This window comes from Undibacterium sp. Di26W, assembly GCF_049340265.1.
Classification (GTDB): domain Bacteria; phylum Pseudomonadota; class Gammaproteobacteria; order Burkholderiales; family Burkholderiaceae_D; genus Undibacterium.
The window spans coordinates 1-14573 of record NZ_JBMPOR010000026.1; the positions used below are offsets into that span (position 1 = coordinate 1).

Annotated in this window: 17 protein-coding genes; 8 read left to right on the forward strand and 9 right to left on the reverse strand. The window is 55.6% G+C overall.

Annotated features, from left to right (window positions below):
* Positions 1–527: 527 nt before the first annotated feature.
* Complete coding sequence (locus ACO0LM_RS23870; RefSeq protein WP_423040620.1) at positions 528–1268, reverse strand: LytR/AlgR family response regulator transcription factor; 741 nt, start codon at positions 1266–1268, stop codon at positions 528–530.
* A gap of 44 nt (positions 1269–1312) precedes the next feature.
* Positions 1313–2368, reverse strand: a complete 1056-nt coding sequence (locus ACO0LM_RS23875) for a sensor histidine kinase (protein ID WP_423040622.1) — start codon at positions 2366–2368, stop codon at positions 1313–1315.
* Here ACO0LM_RS23875 and ACO0LM_RS23880 point away from each other — a divergent pair.
* Positions 2367–2546, forward strand: a complete 180-nt coding sequence (locus ACO0LM_RS23880; RefSeq protein WP_423040624.1) for a hypothetical protein — start codon at positions 2367–2369, stop codon at positions 2544–2546. The two genes, ACO0LM_RS23875 and ACO0LM_RS23880, sit on opposite strands and share 2 nt — an antisense overlap.
* Here ACO0LM_RS23880 and ACO0LM_RS23885 read toward each other — a convergent pair.
* The 6 genes from ACO0LM_RS23885 to ACO0LM_RS23910 all read right to left on the reverse strand — a co-directional run bounded on the left by ACO0LM_RS23885 (position 2543) and on the right by ACO0LM_RS23910 (position 7573).
* Positions 2543–3043, reverse strand: a complete 501-nt coding sequence (locus ACO0LM_RS23885) for a cupin domain-containing protein (RefSeq protein WP_423040626.1) — start codon at positions 3041–3043, stop codon at positions 2543–2545. The two genes, ACO0LM_RS23880 and ACO0LM_RS23885, sit on opposite strands and share 4 nt — an antisense overlap.
* Positions 3044–3275: 232 nt before the next feature.
* Positions 3276–4436 (reverse strand): low temperature requirement protein A, encoded by a 1161-nt coding sequence (locus ACO0LM_RS23890; protein WP_423040628.1) that lies wholly within the window; start codon positions 4434–4436, stop codon positions 3276–3278.
* 26 nt (positions 4437–4462) lie between these two features.
* Positions 4463–5494: an amidohydrolase family protein gene (locus ACO0LM_RS23895; protein WP_423040630.1), complete on the reverse strand. Its 1032-nt coding sequence runs from the start codon at positions 5492–5494 to the stop codon at positions 4463–4465.
* A gap of 42 nt (positions 5495–5536) precedes the next feature.
* Positions 5537–6232 (reverse strand): type 1 glutamine amidotransferase domain-containing protein, encoded by a 696-nt coding sequence (locus ACO0LM_RS23900; RefSeq protein WP_423040632.1) that lies wholly within the window; start codon positions 6230–6232, stop codon positions 5537–5539.
* Between the two features lie 45 nt (positions 6233–6277).
* Positions 6278–7189 carry an alpha/beta hydrolase gene (locus ACO0LM_RS23905; protein ID WP_423040634.1) on the reverse strand — a complete coding sequence of 304 codons (912 nt, stop codon included), beginning with the start codon at positions 7187–7189 and terminating at the stop codon, positions 6278–6280.
* An 84-nt stretch (positions 7190–7273) separates the two neighbouring features.
* Positions 7274–7573, reverse strand: a complete 300-nt coding sequence (locus tag ACO0LM_RS23910; RefSeq protein WP_423040636.1) for a superoxide dismutase — start codon at positions 7571–7573, stop codon at positions 7274–7276.
* 249 nt (positions 7574–7822) lie between these two features.
* On the opposite strand from ACO0LM_RS23910, the gene ACO0LM_RS23915 reads away from it, so the two are divergent.
* The 4 genes from ACO0LM_RS23915 (at position 7823) to ACO0LM_RS23930 (ending at position 11586) form a co-directional block, all read left to right on the forward strand.
* Positions 7823–8791 (forward strand): LysR family transcriptional regulator, encoded by a 969-nt coding sequence (locus ACO0LM_RS23915; protein WP_423040638.1) that lies wholly within the window; start codon positions 7823–7825, stop codon positions 8789–8791.
* Between the two features lie 219 nt (positions 8792–9010).
* Positions 9011–9748 (forward strand): SDR family oxidoreductase, encoded by a 738-nt coding sequence (locus ACO0LM_RS23920; protein WP_423040640.1) that lies wholly within the window; start codon positions 9011–9013, stop codon positions 9746–9748.
* 198 nt (positions 9749–9946) lie between these two features.
* Positions 9947–10882 (forward strand): NAD(P)-dependent alcohol dehydrogenase, encoded by a 936-nt coding sequence (locus tag ACO0LM_RS23925; protein WP_423040642.1) that lies wholly within the window; start codon positions 9947–9949, stop codon positions 10880–10882.
* Between the two features lie 2 nt (positions 10883–10884).
* Entirely contained in the window at positions 10885–11586 is a 702-nt protein-coding gene (locus ACO0LM_RS23930; protein WP_423040644.1) for a helix-turn-helix transcriptional regulator, read from the forward strand.
* Between the two features lie 189 nt (positions 11587–11775).
* Here ACO0LM_RS23930 and ACO0LM_RS23935 read toward each other — a convergent pair whose 3' ends face one another.
* Positions 11776–12162, reverse strand: a complete 387-nt coding sequence (locus tag ACO0LM_RS23935; RefSeq protein ID WP_423040646.1) for a carboxymuconolactone decarboxylase family protein — start codon at positions 12160–12162, stop codon at positions 11776–11778.
* Positions 12163–12556: 394 nt separating this feature from the next.
* Between ACO0LM_RS23935 and ACO0LM_RS23940 the strand changes: the two genes are divergently transcribed.
* Genes ACO0LM_RS23940 through ACO0LM_RS23950 form a run of 3 tightly spaced genes read left to right on the forward strand, consistent with a single transcriptional unit; the run spans position 12557 to position 14556 of the window.
* Positions 12557–13105, forward strand: coding sequence for a TlpA family protein disulfide reductase (locus ACO0LM_RS23940; protein ID WP_423040648.1), 549 nt, complete (start codon positions 12557–12559; stop codon positions 13103–13105).
* A complete protein-coding gene (locus tag ACO0LM_RS23945; protein ID WP_423040650.1) occupies positions 13105–13356 on the forward strand; it encodes a DUF4266 domain-containing protein in 252 nt (83 codons plus the stop codon). Before ACO0LM_RS23940 ends, ACO0LM_RS23945 begins: the two co-directional genes overlap by 1 nt.
* A 60-nt stretch (positions 13357–13416) precedes the next feature.
* Positions 13417–14556: a DUF3570 domain-containing protein gene (locus ACO0LM_RS23950; protein WP_423040652.1), complete on the forward strand. Its 1140-nt coding sequence runs from the start codon at positions 13417–13419 to the stop codon at positions 14554–14556.
* Positions 14557–14573: the final 17 nt, after the last annotated feature.

The following is a 14573-nucleotide window of genomic DNA, read 5'->3' on the forward strand; positions in this document are numbered from 1 at the left end:
CGTATTCCTTTTGTACGGAGAAGCTTTGTGCGATGTCTTTGAGGGACAGGCTCGACGCTGTCCAATACGCCAGACCCAGTGGGTCCGCTGGACGGTTGAAATAAGCGATGTAAAGCTTTTGGATATCTGCAGTGGTATTGGCCATTTAAGTTTCCTGATTTGAATTTGTCTATTTATAAGAATGAACTTGCTCTGGTTACGTCGTATTTCTAAATTAAGCGATGCGAGGCTATCACGGCCATATTGATTTACTTGTGATGGAAATCACAAAATTAAATTAACTCCGAGAAGTGATTGACTTAACTTAATTCGAATTAACTTTATTTAACAGTTCACGGCCATTTTTGCGTTGAGGATGATTATGGCTTGTGCAGGGAGTGTTGTCTTGAGGAAATTATGGCCTGTGTGGGGAGTGTTGACACGGAGTGGCTGGTAAAATGGCCGGCGTCACTTTGCCTCTGGGGCAGCCTGCATTTTGCTCGTGCTTGCATGGCAGCAGATTGCATTGCATGCAGTCTGTATGCAAATTAAATCGACATATCCCGCAGCATCCTCGACGCTTCCCGGTTGGCCAGCAAGACACTGCCGTCGCGCATGTGCAGGCGCAATTGTGATTGTTCATCGGCTTTCATGGATTCAACAAAATCCAGGTTTACCAGCAGCGAGCGGTGTATGCGTATGAAGCGTGCCGGATCAAGCCGGGTTTCCAGTTCTGATATACCCAGCCTGACCAGGTAGGTCTTGTCGCCGACGATGATGGCAGTGTATTTGGCATCCGCCTTCAGGTAGGCGATATCGTTCACATTCACCGGGAAGATATGGCCACGGTCACGCACCAGTATTCTTTCCAGACGACCCACCTCGCGACCGGCTGCCAGATTCAGTGCGTGTTCCATAGCTTGCAGGGAAGGCGGTGCTTCCAGCAGGCGATCAACTGCAGCGTCAAAACGTTCTTGTGAAAACGGCTTGAGCAGGTAATCGACGGCATGCAGTTCAAAGGCAGTCACCGCATACTGGTCATAGGCTGTGGTAAAGATAATGTCGGGCAAGTGGCTGAGACGGCGCAAGACTTCCAGCCCTGTCATTTCAGGCATTTGTATATCCATGAACACCACATCAGGCTTCAGCAGATTGATTTGCGTCAGGGCGCTGACACCATCGGCGGCTTCACCGATCAGGCTGAGTTCCTGACGGTTGCAGATAGCGTCACGCAAGACTTCTCTCGCCAGCGGTTCATCTTCTGCAATAAAGGCGGTTTTTTGTTTCATGGCGGTTCAGCAAATGGAATAAATGGTAAAACAAATGGTGAAACTTAAATCGGCGTCAGCGGTATGGTCAGGCAAATTTCAAAGCCTTGCCCTGGCGCTGTCTGGATCTTGAAGCTGGCGCGTTTGCCATATTCCAGCTGCAGGCGTCTTTCCACAGTTTTAACACCGATGCCACTGGATGCCTGCACCTGCGCCAGGTCAGCCCCCGGACCATCGTCCCTGATGGTGATATCCACCTCGCTTTGCAGGGCCCTGAGTTTGGTACGTATCAGCAAATGGCCAGGCTGGCTACGCGGATTAAAGGCATGCTTGATACTGTTTTCCACCAGCGGCTGTATGCTCAGGGCCGGTACGCCATAGCCGGCAGCGGCGGCATCCAGCGACCAGTCCACATGTAATCTTGGTCCCAGGCGCAGGGCTTCCAGGTTCAGGTAATCGCGCACAAAATTCAATTCATCTTCCAGTGTCACATGGGTACTGCCGGTTTTTTCTGTATCCAACACATAACGCAGCATGTCGGAAAAACGGAATAGTGCCGCCTCGGCTGCCTTGCCATCCTTGCGCATCAGGGCGATGATGGAATGCAGGGTATTGAACAGGAAATGCGGGTTGAGCTTGTTGCGCAGGCTGGCCAGTTCGGCCTGCACCAGCAGGCTCTGCGCCTGGCTGGCCGCCAGCGACTGCAAACGTCTGGCCTCGCTGGAACGTACGGTATGAAAAATGCTCGCCACCACGCCATACATCATCAGGCTATACAGAAAAGGCCAGATAGCCATACTTAAAGGCCGGTCAGATGACATGTAGTCAACCTGCACGATGGCGCGCATGAAAAGGCTCACCAGCACATGCCAGAGAATCCCGAACACCAGTGACAGCCAGATATGGATAGAGGCGATGGTAAAAGGCCGGTATCCCTTGCGTTCTATCAAGCCGGTCAGCGGCCAGATAAACGCCAGCATCAGGGCGGCCGGCACGGTACTGATTTCTGACATCAGTGCCAGTTTGAAATCGAACTGGGCTTTTGATAAACCATCTATCTGTACGACGAAACCGATAAGTATGGAATAGCTAAGCCAGGCCAGCGTATAAAAAAGCCACATGCGACGCATCAACTATCCTTTCCCTGTGACTGATGCAATGCCTGAAGTATCCGGTAAATCAGGCATGCCGGGGGTGGATATGTCACCAAATGAGGAAATACGAACCCGGATTGTAAAAATAACGGCGCTTCTGCCGGTAACTGGCCAGGGCGTGTTGACCGAGGGCGTGTGGACCTAATCCTTTTCCGCTTCCCAGTACTCCATGGTGGCTGACTTGTTATAGCCTTCGCCGGTCAGGCGCACGCTGACGCGGTTGCCGTCCGGGTAGACAATCACATCATGCGGATTGCGTTCGCCGATGATCAGGTAACGGCAGGGCGCATCGGTATGGTTGTACAGGCTGTGCCCGGCTTTTTGCCCGGCCGGAAACACTACATAGCTACCAGCCGTCATGACGTAGGTCTGCTCGCCCAGGCGCAGGGTCAGGCTGCCTTCCAGCAGCATCATTTGTTCTTCTTCCAGATGATGATAATGGTTGGGGCAGGCTTGTTTGCCAGGTGCCAGTTCTTCCATGCAGACACCTATATGTTTACTACCACCATATTCACCCAGTTGCTGGTAACGGGAGGCGAAACTCTGGCCATGGGAATAGTCATCCCAGGGTACGTCCTTGATCAAAAAGGGTTTGGTAATACCTTCTTCTGTCAGTGCAACGGCTTTGCGGGCTTCAGTCATGGGGGCTTTCACTGGTGGGTAAATGTCATGGTGACAAGCATGATTTTTACACATCTTTGCTATCTGTGTTTTTTATCCCGTGTTTACAGAATTGAGTGATCTTCGCTGAGGGCGGCTCTGCGAGTTTTCCCGCAGAGCGGCAAGAGAATCCCTCAGAACGTGTTTACGATCTGTAGCCAGCATGCGTCAGCGGGGTAAGGGCAGCATTCAGCGCAAAAAGCGCACTGACCGCTCAGGCCCTATAGCGCATTTCGGCAACGGCGACAACCATCAGGATGACGGTCGTGCTGGCATTCACGGCCAGCAGAGGGAACGATGCATAGGTGGCCAGCACGCCGAGCATCACTAAGGCCAGCACACCGGCCAGGTGGGAGACCGGAGGTAAAGACTTGATGTTTGTCGACCATTTAAAGGCGGCAATACCGAACAGATACAGCAGCGCGCCGCCGACGGTGGCCATCACCGTGGCTCTGCCCTGATGACCAGAAAGCAGCATATGGTCGGCAACAGCGCTGACAATGATCCCTGCGACGATGGGCAAGTGCAGATAAGTGTAGGCAACCAGACCGTGGCGTCCCGGCTGGCGCGAACGGGCAATACGGTCCTGCCCCTGTGCCGCGCTGCGGTGAAAGTACAGCCACCACATCGCGACGTTGCTCACAAATGCGATGCCAAAGCCGCCAACCGCGGATGGACTCACCATGCCGCTGGCGAAGGTGCCACCCACCGCCAACAGCGACTCGCCCAGAGCGATGATGACAAAGAGCGCGCAGCGCTCGGCCATGTGTCCACCAGCGATGTCCCAGTCATGGGAACTGGACCGGCCCAGCACCGGCACATGGAAGAACAGCGCGGGTGCCAGCATATCAATCAGCAAGGCGATGCCCCAGCACGCCATCCGCCAGTCAGCCCCGACCAGGCCACCCGTCACCCAGAACACACCAGAAAAAGTAAACCAGATGAGGATGCGCAGGAAGTTCTTGCGCATCCCCTCCCGCTCATGACGCACGGCCCACAGGAAGAACAAGGTGCGACCAATCTGAATCACCACATAGGTCGTGGCGAACCACAGTCCCTTAGCCTGGAAAGCCTGCGGGATCGCGGCTGACATGACCAGAGCCGCCAGCATCAGTACGAAAAGACAGGCACGCACGGGGATGCGCTCGGGATCCAGCCAATTGGTTACCCAGGACGTGTACATCCACGCCCACCAGACCGCACCCATCAACAAACTGGCTTCCAGCACGGTTTGCATAGTCAGGCTGACTATCAGTGTGTGCGACAACTGCGTGACAGCGAAGACGAATACCAGGTCGAAAAACAGCTCGACCATTTCCACGCGCGCACCTTCACTGGCGAAACGGTCTCGCAACAGCGATGATGCTGGGTTCATGTCTTTTCCTTTTCTTTTAAGATCCATCACAAACCAAGAAGCCGCTCGGCGTTGCCGTGAGCAATAAGGGCTTTGTCTGTGTCGCTGACCGGCAGGCTTTCGATGAAGGCACGTGCCCCGTCCAAACTCTGGTACGGGTAGTCAATGGAATAAAGGATGCGTTCCGCCCCCATCAGCGAATGAATGAACTGGAAGTGCGGCAAGGTGAGCATGCCGCTGGGCGAAACGTACACGTGCTCGCGATAGGTCTGCACGATGGGACGACTGAGGCCCGAGGCTTGCTGCGGGATAGAGTCTTCCAACCGCTGCAGGAAGAACGGCAGCATCTCGCCCCAGTGACCGCTGATGACCTGCAGCCGGGGATAGCGGTCGAACACACCAGAAAGCAGCATGCGCATGACCTGTATGCCCGCTTCGTTGTGCCAGCCCCAGGCGAACATTGCCAGTCGCGCGCCGAGTTCAGGTTCGAAGCCGCCGTAATACGGCCCTTGCACAGCGCGCAAGGGCAGGCCGGGATGCACATAGAGTGGTACGTTCAGTTGATCGAAGGCGGCGAGGACAGGTGCGTAGCGTGCGTCGTCCAGGAAGCTGTCACCAGGGCGGCCATTGATCAGTGCCCCCTTGAGACCCAGCTCTTTGACCGCCCGCTCCAGCTCGCGCGCCGCTGCTTCGGGTGCTTGCCAGGGTAGCGTAGCAAAGCCAGCAAAACGCGTTGGGTGGGCTTGCGCCGCCAGGGCCAGCCTGTCGTTAGCAGCCCGGTTCAGGTCAATGGCCTGCGCGGCAGGCAATAATTGAGGAAAACCACCATAGGAAAGCACCTGCATGGCTATACCTGCCGCGTCCATGTCAGCCAGGCGTGCTGCGCCCATCTCCAGTCCCTTGCGGGCCGATTCGCTGGGCGCAATGACGTGCGGACGCGTAGTGTCAATCACCTGTTGGCCGTCCACCACGCGACTACCCCAATCGGGCAAGTAGGGCGCTTCAGCGCGGACCAGGCTCTGGGTGGCCGCACCGATGGCGGGATCGAGCACATGCTCTTCGACACAGATCAGTTTCATGCTTCCCCCTTTGTATGGCGTCCAGGCTAAGTTAGCAGTTGGTCATGCCAACAGGGCGTCGCGCAGCGCTTCACCAAGGCTCGCGGCAGACTGCGGGTTCTGGCCAGTGATAATCCGCCCATCAACCACCACGTTGTTGGACCAGTTGGCGGCGTTCTGGTGGTGCGCACCTCGCTCAATGAGCGTGGACTCCAGCAGGAAAGGCACCACGTGAGTGGATTGCACTTCTTCTTCCTCGCCGTTGGTAAAGGCTGCCAACCGCTTGCCCGCTACCAGCAGGCTACCATCGGCACGGCGCGCATTGACCAGGGCGGCTGGGCCGTGACACACTGCCGAGACGATGCCGCCTGCCGCATCAATCTCGCGGATGGCCTTTTGCGCGGCAGTACTGTCGGGAAAGTCCCACATCGTACCGTGACCACCTGCAAAGAAGATGGCCGAGTAGCGGGCGGGGTCCACATCATCCAGGTTCAGCGTGTGAGCGATGGCATGGCGAAAATCGGCATCGGCCCAGTAGTGAGCAATGACCGGATCTGTCATATCCTCCAAGCCGTCCAGTGGCGCAGCACCGCCCAGGGGAGAAGCGAATTCCACACGGATACCCGCAGCGTGCAGTTTTTCCAGCGGGTGGGTGACTTCGGCCAGATTGTAGCCGGTAGCGATGCCTGTCTCTCCCTTTACAGCATTGCTGGTGACGACGAAGAGAATGGGCTTGAGTTCCGAAGCAAGTTTGCTCATGATCGTAAATTCCTGTTGAGTCAAAGTTAAAATTCAAGATTAAAGTTAGAGATTGCTGAAGAAGGATGCGAGCTTGGGCACAACCTGATCCACGTATTCAGGCACGTCATACAGCGCGATGTGCGTAGCACCGTCAATCACGAACAACTCTTTTGGCCCGTTGGACAGCGCATAAGCTTGTTCGCTGAATATCTTCGTGTCGGCATTGCTACCGACAATCAGCAGCATCGGTTGGGTCAGCAGGGTTGGAATCAGGTTGAAGGTCGAAAAGGCAAACATCTTGTCCAGACTGGTCAGCAGGAAGCGACCTTTGGAGTTAGGATGTTGTCCACGCGGCGTGCGGTAATAGTCGTAGCCTTCCCGCAGCATGGTCGGCGTGTTCTCGTTGATGTCTTCCTGCCGTTCCGGAACAAAGGGCGCGTAAACGACTTCTCCTCCCCTTGCTTGTGCCGTACGCGGCATGGCTGTTGCCTCCAAAGTCTGGATCAATTCACCAGCAGAAATCGCTTGGCCAAACATACTCCTGGCTGCTTCGCCCATTGGCGTTGCGCTTACCCCGGCCACTGCCTTGAAGCGGCGCTCGGTCTGGGCCACGGCAAGCGCATATCCGCCGCCGGCGCAGACGCCGAAAACACCCATGCGTTCAGTGTCCACATATGGAAGAGTAGTGAGAAAGTCCGCCGCACAGCGCGCGTCTTCCACCCTGGTGGCCGGATCTTCGAGGAGACGCGGCTCGCCGCCGCTCGCGCCCTGGTAGGACGAGTCATACACTACAACGACGAAACCGTGCGCGGCGAGTCGCCTGGCATACAGGCCGATGGTCTGCTCTTTCACTCCTCCCGCCGGATGAATGCCCACCAGGGCGGGGTACTTTTCATCTTCCCGGAAATTGTCAGGAAGATGAAGATGCCCCGAAATCTCGACGGCTTTGTTAACAAATGACACTGTCTTGACCATGGTGGTTTTCCTTTATTGCAAAGAAGGTGTCGGATGTCAGGGCAAGGAAGTTGTGCCTGGCATCGCTGAGGTATATCTGATATTTCAGGCGTTGCCGGATGCGAAAAGTGTTTCCCAGTTCAGGAAAGGGCCAAGCGGGATGACGTCCCAGTCAATCAGCCCGGCCTTGGCCAGCGGGAATTCACGCAGGCTTGCCCTTGCAGCGTCTACCGACTCGGCCTCGGCGATGATGGCGACACCGGGGCGGTCCTGGCGGAAATAGATGTCACGTATGACACCGCCCTTATACATTTGCCAGGCGTGACGGGCTTCGTCCAGCATATGCGGTTGGTATTTGTCCAGGCTGGCACCAGGCTGGGGGATGTCGAGGCAAAGAAATTTCATGATGAGGCTCCTTGGTAAAAAAATAGGTCAAATAGGTGGAGTGAATCAAACGGCTTGAAGTCGGCGCACGGTCTCTGCCTAGCTTCAAAAATCCTGTGTTTTCCAGCTCTGCTTGCGCAATCGTGCCAAGGGCAGACAAATCAAGACTAAAAACAAACATTCCGGTGTTTTGTCGCCTGCAATTCCCGCTACAAGGCAAGTTGGTATGTTAAAGTAGAAAAATACGATCTAATGTAGAAAGATATTCCCATGGAACGACATTCAAATTCACCAATGATCCAGATAAGTCCTGCCCCTGAACGCCAGGAACGGCTGGATGGCATCACCGTGTTTGTGGAAGTCGTGCGCCTGGGGAGCTTCGCCAGCGCGGCTGAGCACCTGGGCCTGACGCGCTCGGCGGTGGGTAAGGCGATGGCGCGGCTGGAGGCACGTTTGGCCAAGCGGCTGTTTCATCGCACCACGCGCGTTCAAAGCCTGACTGACGATGGTCATATCTACTACGAGCACGGCCTGCGGGCGCTGGCCGAATTACAGGCCGCCGAGGCACAGATGGAATCCGGCCAGCACGAAGTGACCGGGCGACTGCGGGTTTCCATGCCGGTGCTGTTTGGTCGCCACTGCGTCGCGCCCATCTTGCTGGATCTGGCGCGACAGCATCCATCGCTAAACCTGAATTTGAGTTTCAGCGACCGTCCGGTGGATGTGCTGGCTGAAGGCTTTGATCTTGCCATTCGCAGTGGTGTACTGGGGGCCGAGAGCGAAGGTCTGCGCGCGCGTAAGCTGGTCGTGCAACGCAAGCGGGTGTGCGCCTCGCCCGACTACCTGGCAGCACATGGACGACCACAGAGCAGCGCCGAACTGGCGGCGCACAGCATTCTGCTTTACCGGCGCGGCGACCGCATCAACGTCTGGCAGTTGCCAGACGCCACTGGTCGTATCGTCGACATGTCGCTGTACTCACGCTTGCAACTTGACGACCTGGAAGCCATTGCAGACGCTGCCACTGCTGGCCTGGGCCTGGCATGGCTGCCTGAATGGCTGGTGAGAGAGCGCCTGCGCACGGGAAGCCTGGTCAGCGTACTGGATGACCAACCCGGCGCGACTTTGCAATGTCACGCCGTCTGGCCCAGCGCACCCCATATGCTCTTGCGCCTGCGGCTGGCAGTAGATGCACTGGTAGAGCAACTGCCAAAGGTGGTAGATGGAATCCCTGGTTAATTGCCGCCTATAACGATTTATGTTATAAAGTTTCCGTCGAAAGAGCGCAGACCAGATGGTAGCCCGGTCACCACCCCAAATAGGGTGGCAGCTTTCCCCAATAAGGGTATCCGCGACACCTGCACCGGCTTGCCGGTCGTCAGGTGTGCCCGCGTGAATCCGAAACCCGAAATTTTCGTCGGCACACCTTCTCATTCTCAACCATGAAGGACAGTCGATATGAACTTGACATCAAACACCATACTTATTACAGGCGGGGCCGCTGGCATTGGCTTTGAACTGGCGCGGCAACTTTCCGGCCGCGGCAATCGCGTCATCATTTGCGGCCGCAGCGAAGAGGCACTGCTGAAAGCACAAACGCATGTGTCAGCCTTAGTCACCCGCGTCTGCGACATCACTGATCACACCAGCCGCCAGGCCATGGTGAGCTGGCTGAACACCGCCTATCCCGAACTCAACATGGTAATCAACAACGCGGGTGTGCAATACCGCCGAATGCTCAAGGAAGCCAAGGCGCTGGAGAATCTCGAACAGGAGGTGGCAACTAACTTCACTGCACCGGTCCGGCTCACCGGCGAGTTGTTGCCTTTGCTGAATCGCCAACAAAAGGCCGTGATCGTCAATGTCAGCTCAGGGCTGGCATTCGCGCCAATGGCGGATATTCCGGTCTACTGCGCGACCAAGGCAGCCATTCACTCCTTTACGCTTACCCTGCGCCACCAGCTCAAGGCGACGGCGGTCAGGGTGGTAGAAATGGCCCCACCTATCGTTGACACCGGCCTGGGCGGGGGAGACCGCAGCGGTGGCACGACAGGGCAAAGCATGATGTCCGCTGAAGACTTTGCTACCGAAGCGCTGATCCAGTTGGAGAACGATCAGGATGAAGTGCTGGTCGGCCTGTCTGCAGGTGCACGAAAAATGGGGGAAGCCTTGTTCGAGCGAATGAACGGCACCTGATTGCAGCCTTCATGGAAGCGTTTTCCCTGCTGTCTGTCGGTACGATTTCTGCCCAAAGGGAAATATCTGGGATGGCATCATCCCAGATATTTTATTGCAGTTGCCAAAGCGACAAATCCGAAGCAAAAACAATGGTGCCAGATTCTGGCACCATGATGAAATAGACTGTGCTTCTCTTTACCAAAGAAGGAAACTATCATGCGGAAACGCATACAATATGACAAGTACGGTGGCCCGGAACTGATGCAGCTCAAGGACTTCAAGTTGGCCACACCCGGCAAAGGCCAGGTGGCGGTGAAGGTCGCGTTTGCAGCAATCAACCCCATCGACTGGAAACTGCGCAATGGCCAGATGAAAATCGTTACGGGAAATAAATTCCCACGTGCGATGGGCATGGATTTTTCCGGCACAGTCATCTCAGTTGGGGCAGGCGTGACGCGCTTCAAAGTCGGTGATGCCGTGTTCGGTCTCGCTCCCGTCAAGGAAACCGGCGCGCTGGGACAGGCTGTGGTCACCAACGAATCCTCATTGGCCAAAAAGCCTGACAATGTTTCTTTTGAGGATGCTGCCTGCCTTGGAACACCGGGCATCACCGCCTGGAACGGCCTGGTGGATAAAGCAAAGCTGAAGGCTGGCATGAGTGTCTTTGTCAATGGCTGCGGCGGCGCGGTGGGTGAAGCCACGGTGCAGATTGCACAGATGCTGGGGGCAACGGTCTCAGGCAGTTGCAGTGCCGAAGCAATGGAGCGGGCACGGTCACTCGGCGTCCAAACCATCTATGACTATCGCGCAAGCGATCTATCGAAGGTCAATGAGCGTTACGATGTGGTCTACGACACCGCTGCCACGATGACGACCGCTGTGGGCCTGGGGCTGCTGCGCCAGGAAGGCGTGTTTCTGGACCTTAACCCGACTCCGGGCAAGTTCATCCGTGCTATCTTCAACCGACGTCTGAAGCCGATAGTCTGTACACCACGGCCCGACATTCTGGACCGCCTGGCCCTTGCTGCCCAGGAAGGGAAGTTTCGACTTCCGGTTGCCGAGATCGTACCCCTGAGCGAAGCAATTCAACTGCTCACAGCTCTGGAGGCAGGCCGGAAACTCGGTGGAAAAGGCCTCGTAGCGATGGATTGAGCATGTCACGAAGTCACCGCTTATTCGACCTCATGCAGGTACTTCGCCGACACCGTGGAACGGTGTCTGGCAAGGAGCTCGCACGCGAAGCTGGCGTGTCACTGCGCACCATTCGCCGTGACATCGCGACGCTGCAAGCCATGGGAGCCGATATCGATGGTGAGGCCGGCGTCGGCTACATATTACGACCGGGATTTCTGCTGCCGCCGCTATCATTTACAGAAGAAGAGATTCTGGCACTTGTAGCTGGAGCGCAGTGGGTCAGCCACCAGACTGATGACGGCCTGGCGCGCGCTGTTCAGAACGCACTCGCAAAAATCGACGGCGTGCTTGCTCCCGATATGCGGCGCGCTTTGAACGATAATACGCTCTATATCAGTCGTACAAAAGAAGATAGGTCTGGCCTTGATTTGGCAGGGGTACGACGAGCAATACGCGCGCAGCGCAAGATGCGCATCATGTACAAAGACCAAAACGGTGCCGTGTCAGAGCGGGTCATATGGCCGATCATGGTCGGCTTCTTCGAATCCCGACGGTTCCTTGCTGCATGGTGCGAATTGCGTGACGACTTCCGCCGTTTTCGTGCCGACTTCATTGTGAAGGCCGAATTCCTGGACGATTGCTACCCGGGTGCTCGCCAGCAGCTAGTCAGGCAATGGAATGCCCGGGACGGGCTTCCTTGCAATCAACAAGATGGTAGCTAGTGGACTGTAACTTTGAAACAGAAGTGAAAGACGCTTGCCCGGCGATCAGGGCAAGGCAAGGTTAACACTTATGCAGAGCGATAGTGAACTATCGCGAGCATTTGCAACGCAGCCATGGTCGTCGCGCAAGCGGAAGGCACTCTGTTTTCAACTGTTACAGTCCACTGATATGTAGTGCTGCACTGCCAATCAGGCCGCATCTATCTTGCCCATTTCCTGCAAGACTTCATGGGCTGAACGGAATGCGTCGATTGCCAGCGGCATGCCGCAATACACGCTGGCGTGCAGCAAGACTTCCTGGATTTCCTGCATGCTGGCACCGTTGTTGACCGCCCCGCGTACATGCCCACGGATTTCATGCGCACGGCCCATGGCGGTCAGCATGGACAGGGTGATCAGGCTGCGGGTTTTTAAATCCAGGCCGGGCCGGCACCAGGTGGTACCCCAGGCATTGCGGGTCACGAATTCCTGCAGGGGTGCAGTGAAGGCATCGGTATTGTTGAAGGCCTTTTCGACAAAGGCTTCACCCATGACTTGCTTGCGTATCTGCAAGCCTGCTTCAAATTGCTGGTCCATATTCCGACTCCCTTGTGTGAAAAAGCATGCTAGCCAGATAACAGCCCAGGGTCAATGCAGGCCCGGGACAAATGAACCGGCTGGTTACCATATGTGGTTGCTGTTGTTTTTTTGTATAAAACCAGCCAACAGTCTGCCATATCTTTCAAGCAACAAGTCTGATAACAGACTATGATACAGCTTACGTTGGGCAACTTTGCAGGTTACATTCATTTACAGAAATAACCGGTTTATTTACGACAGGCAAGCTTGATTTGAAGAGGGAAGCGCTTATGATGAATGTGGAAAACTCTGCACTACCGGGCACCGCTCCAGAGCGATGCCAAGCATGCTACTGATTTTATCAAGGCGTTTTATCAAAGCGTTTTATTAAGGCATATTTAAGGCTGATTTCATGATTCCTGCACGTCCGCTATCGCTACACCACAAGGCAACCGCACCAGCATGGCTGGCCATGTCTGCCACTGCTGTGTTAGCTATCGCCCTCAGTGGCTGGCATCTGTCGGCGCATGCGCTGGATGCAGGCAAACCCGCGCCAGAATTTTCGGTACAGGGTGGCAATGGCCACATACAGCTGGCTGATTACAAGGGCAAGCTGGTGTACCTGGATTTTTGGGCATCCTGGTGTGGGCCCTGCAAGCAGTCTTTCCCCTGGATGATTACCTTGCAGTCGAAATATGCTGCGCAAGGCCTGCAAGTGCTGGCCATCAATCTGGACAGCAAGGCAGAGGACGCCGCCGTGTTTTTGAAGTCTGTCCCGGCCAGTTTCCAGATCGGCTATGACCCCAAAGGCGTCATGCCACGGCTGTATGATGTCAAGGGTATGCCCAGCAGTGTGTTGATAGACCGGGATGGCAAAATCCTGTCGCTGCATGCGGGCTTCAATGAAGGCAGCAAGGCAAAAATAGAGCAAGCCATCGTGGCGGCTTTGGGAGGAAAATAATGAAGCATATCAATCTGCGGACACTGGCCCGCCTGCTGAGCCTGCTGCTGCTGGCGTCTGCCTGTTCTGCCTGTAGCGTGATGAATGTGATACAGCCAGTGCAGGCTTGGGAAAAAGGCAAGCTGGCAAAAAAGGAAATGACTTTTGATGCCGATCCGCTGGAAAACAAATATGCAGAACATACCTATTCCAGCAAAGAATCCGCTTTTGGCGGTGCCGGTGTGGGTGGTGGTGGCTGTGGCTGCAACTGAAGTTGAATGGAAGTTGAAATGCAAGTTGGAAAATAAGTTGCAATGAATAAGGATCGCAGAATGAAACCAGCCAGCACTCGTCCGGCACGCAATAACGAGCATCTTGGTTCAGCCTTGCTGGCCGCCGCCCTGGCTTTGCCGGTCGCAGGCGTGGCGCATGCTGAATCAGCGCCTGACAAGGGGTCGATCAGCCTGAAAGTGCTGGATTACCAGGATAGCCAGCCCGGCGTAGACCGCGTCAAGGTCAGGGCCAATGCCTTGAAGATCATGACGCCGATAGGCGATGAATGGTCGGTCGGCGGCAGCTTTATCACCGACAGCATATCCGGTGCTTCACCCGCTTTTCATAGCTATGCGCTGAGCAAGCTCAGGGATTTCCGGCGTGCCATGGATGCCGAGGTGACGCGTTATTTGCCGCATCACACGCTGACCCTGGGTGCCAGCTATTCCACCGAAGCCGACTATATCTCGCGTGGCGTGTCGGTGCAGGGCAGCCAGTTCAGCGAAGACAAAAATACCACCTGGACCGCAGGCATGGGCTTTGCCAATGACACCGTGAGTGCCTCTACCGGCAAGGTCAAAGGTGAAAACAAGCAGGTCTTTGATGCCTTGCTGGGGGTGACCCAGGTGCTGACGACGAATGATATCGTGCAATTGAATGCCAGCCTGGCACGTGGCCATGGTTACCTGTCTGACCCTTACAAGGTGCTGGACAAGCGCCCTGATGAACGCACCAGCTATACCGTGCTAGCACGCTGGAACCATCATTTCGATGCCACAGGTGGCAGTAGCCGCCTGAGTTACCGTTATTTTTCAGATTCGTGGAAGATACGCGCGCATACCTTTAGTGCCGAATATACACAGCCATTTGCGCAGGGCTGGAGCATTACGCCGGTACTGCGTCTGTACACGCAAAGCGCAGCCGGCTTTTATGTGGATGCAGATCCTTCCATCTACCCGTTTGCCCCCAACCCGCCAGCGGGTGCCTTGAATTATTCCGAGGATCAGCGGGTCTCTGCCTATGGCGCGCATACCATAGGCATCAAGCTGGCCAAGCAGATAGGGGAAGATTGGCAGGCCGATATCAAGTTGGAAGAATATGAACAAAGAGCATCGTGGAGATTGTTCGGTAGTGGCAGCCCGGGTTTACTGCCTTTCCGTGCACGCAGTATACAGTTGGGACTTTCGCGTCAGTTTTAGGGATGACCATGCCCATT

Excerpts from the sequence above, each read along its gene's own strand:
- ACO0LM_RS23870 (WP_423040620.1), bottom strand. The coding sequence starts at position 1,268 with ATGAAACAAAAAACCGCCTTTATTGCAGAAGATGAACCGCTGGCGAGA.
- ACO0LM_RS23880 (WP_423040624.1), top strand. The coding sequence starts at position 2,367 with ATGCGACGCATCAACTATCCTTTCCCTGTGACTGATGCAATGCCTGAA.
- ACO0LM_RS23875 (WP_423040622.1), bottom strand. The coding sequence starts at position 2,368 with ATGTGGCTTTTTTATACGCTGGCCTGGCTTAGCTATTCCATACTTATC.
- ACO0LM_RS23885 (WP_423040626.1), bottom strand. The coding sequence starts at position 3,043 with ATGACTGAAGCCCGCAAAGCCGTTGCACTGACAGAAGAAGGTATTACC.
- ACO0LM_RS23890 (WP_423040628.1), bottom strand. The coding sequence starts at position 4,436 with ATGAACCCAGCATCATCGCTGTTGCGAGACCGTTTCGCCAGTGAAGGT.
- ACO0LM_RS23895 (WP_423040630.1), bottom strand. The coding sequence starts at position 5,494 with ATGAAACTGATCTGTGTCGAAGAGCATGTGCTCGATCCCGCCATCGGT.
- ACO0LM_RS23900 (WP_423040632.1), bottom strand. The coding sequence starts at position 6,232 with ATGAGCAAACTTGCTTCGGAACTCAAGCCCATTCTCTTCGTCGTCACC.
- ACO0LM_RS23905 (WP_423040634.1), bottom strand. The coding sequence starts at position 7,189 with ATGGTCAAGACAGTGTCATTTGTTAACAAAGCCGTCGAGATTTCGGGG.
- ACO0LM_RS23910 (WP_423040636.1), bottom strand. The coding sequence starts at position 7,573 with ATGAAATTTCTTTGCCTCGACATCCCCCAGCCTGGTGCCAGCCTGGAC.
- ACO0LM_RS23915 (WP_423040638.1), top strand. The coding sequence starts at position 7,823 with ATGGAACGACATTCAAATTCACCAATGATCCAGATAAGTCCTGCCCCT.
- ACO0LM_RS23920 (WP_423040640.1), top strand. The coding sequence starts at position 9,011 with ATGAACTTGACATCAAACACCATACTTATTACAGGCGGGGCCGCTGGC.
- ACO0LM_RS23925 (WP_423040642.1), top strand. The coding sequence starts at position 9,947 with ATGCGGAAACGCATACAATATGACAAGTACGGTGGCCCGGAACTGATG.
- ACO0LM_RS23930 (WP_423040644.1), top strand. The coding sequence starts at position 10,885 with ATGTCACGAAGTCACCGCTTATTCGACCTCATGCAGGTACTTCGCCGA.
- ACO0LM_RS23935 (WP_423040646.1), bottom strand. The coding sequence starts at position 12,162 with ATGGACCAGCAATTTGAAGCAGGCTTGCAGATACGCAAGCAAGTCATG.
- ACO0LM_RS23940 (WP_423040648.1), top strand. The coding sequence starts at position 12,557 with ATGATTCCTGCACGTCCGCTATCGCTACACCACAAGGCAACCGCACCA.
- ACO0LM_RS23945 (WP_423040650.1), top strand. The coding sequence starts at position 13,105 with ATGAAGCATATCAATCTGCGGACACTGGCCCGCCTGCTGAGCCTGCTG.
- ACO0LM_RS23950 (WP_423040652.1), top strand. The coding sequence starts at position 13,417 with ATGAAACCAGCCAGCACTCGTCCGGCACGCAATAACGAGCATCTTGGT.